The 1886-nt window shown below is 54.2% G+C and carries 2 protein-coding genes; both read right to left on the bottom strand.

From position 1 onward, the window contains the following. Positions 1-147 precede the first annotated feature (147 nt). Entirely contained in the window at positions 148-546 is a 399-nt protein-coding gene (locus tag D6694_07575; protein RMH42807.1) for a hypothetical protein, read from the bottom strand. Then, positions 539-1886 (bottom strand): hypothetical protein (locus D6694_07570; protein ID RMH42806.1); only part of this gene is annotated, 1348 nt, incomplete at its 5' end. The genes D6694_07570 and D6694_07575, both read right to left, overlap by 8 nt.

Below are 1886 nucleotides of genomic sequence, written 5' to 3'. Positions count from 1 at the left end.
CCACCTTATTGCCGTAGATGAAATCCAAGATTGGCCACTTGGCTGTTTCCTTGCGTGGTGTGCAAAGGTCCAAGGCGAAAACGATTGGGAATCCTGCTACATACAAAAGCAGGCTTGCGGTATAATGGAGAATGTAACGCACCCACATCACATGAACCCTCCGATGAGTTCGGGCGGGACGTATTGCCCGATGACGTTGCCCTGCTCATCAAGAATGTCCTGCGGCGTGCGGTCATGGACCTTGTCATACAACGCACGATTGGCCTTGCTCATGGCCGCCAGCAGGTCGCCACCAGCAGGCACCTCAGACAACACCTTGATCGTGGTCAATGCCTTGATCTTGGCCAGTGTCGGCTCGTCCACCCGCACGATGGCCAGCGTTTCCGCTCCATTGCGTACCGTCGGCGTCTTGTCGATTTCAATGCCGATGGGTTGGCCAGTCTGCTCGTCCACGATGAGCCGGTCAGGGTCCACCTTAGCCACCTCCGCCATCAGGGCAGTGGTGTCCGCACAATAAGTGAGGATGTCAAATAATTTCCTAGCCATAGATAGCCTCCACATTCGTCGTTCCAAGGTCGGAGTTGTGGATGTGCAGATTGCGAAAGATTGTAGGGAGTGCTCCGCCATTCACCAACGCAATGAAACTGCGAGCGAAAGCATCGTAGGCACCGTCATAAGCTACGGCCCCTGACGAAACCCATGCTGACCCAAAGGTGGACAAATCTTTGATGAGCAGTTCCTGCTGGGCTGATGAAGCATTCCATCGCAACGCAATCCGCACAGATGGCCACAAATTACCTACACCTGAATAAACATTCGCGACATTAACCCCATCATGGGAGGTATAACGCCTCTGGTTGGATTGCCGATCCAATAGAAATGACCAGACATTCGTGCTAAATCCGATCAACCCATAGTCTTGCGGCACACTCCCAGAGTAGGGATACACAATATCTGTTATCAACGTGCCCGCGCTGTCAGAGAAGTTTCCGCTTAACGGCCAGTGGATATTAGCTCGCTCCGTCGCACGGGTGACCGTGGTTGTGGTGGTTGGGATGTAGCTTGTGGCCACTGGTAGGTCTTCGAGTTGCGATGAGCACGCATAGATTGTTCCCGCATTTCCCACAGGGTCGTAAAGATCGAAGTTGTGGAATGTCAAAGTTGCCGTTCCTGACAACTCGAATCGTTGCCATGTTGGCGTCACGGTTATGTTTTGCAGTACTTGCGCCCCATCGCGGAACTGCACGGCAACGTTTCCAGATGCTGTTCGCAACCAGATGGATGGAGTATAGCTCGTTCCAACTGTCGTATTGACAGTCTGACGAACTCCACCAGCAGTGGCGGCGAATGTAATCTTGGTAGCCGTGTTCGTGCCAAAAATATCCGTCACATCGGTTGTGTTGGCTACCAAAGTTGGTGCTGATCCAAACGTTGTCCACGGAGCAACAGTCAGGTCCGCACTTTGCAAAAGCAGGTTCGTGCTCGCGGGCTCCACAAGCAACCCGAAATTGTCAACGTGGTAGCCCATGCACTGCCACGAAATGCCGTTGTCGTTGGTGACAGTTCCGATGGCCTTGACCCATGTCGGCTCGGTAGCGCCGGTCGTGCCGCTATTGGTGGCCTGATACCAGTAGCCGTTGCCTGGAGCAATCTGCGCACCCGTCGTGATTGCCGTGTTCGCAGGCCAACGGGGCTTGGTATCGTACCACTTTGTCCCAGCCCGCGTGACGGTCGGAAATAGCGGGATGCCTTGGCTGTCGGTGTCGTACCAAGTGTTTGTGTTTGTGTCGAAGCGTGCGCCTTGCACGCGATGAACGTCGATAGGAACGGTTACTAGAGTCATACGGTTACCTCCACGGTGGCAGTCGAGGCCCGAATCGCGGTGT

It is taken from the genome of Gammaproteobacteria bacterium, from assembly GCA_003696665.1.
Lineage (GTDB): Bacteria > Pseudomonadota > Gammaproteobacteria > Enterobacterales.
The sequence above is the reverse complement of the archived record's forward strand: the minus strand, read 5'-3'. Positions and strand labels throughout refer to the sequence as shown.

What these genes read in the sequence shown, in the direction of transcription:
- D6694_07575 (RMH42807.1), bottom strand. Translation starts at nt 546, where the DNA reads ATGGCTAGGAAATTATTTGACATCCTCACTTATTGTGCGGACACCACT.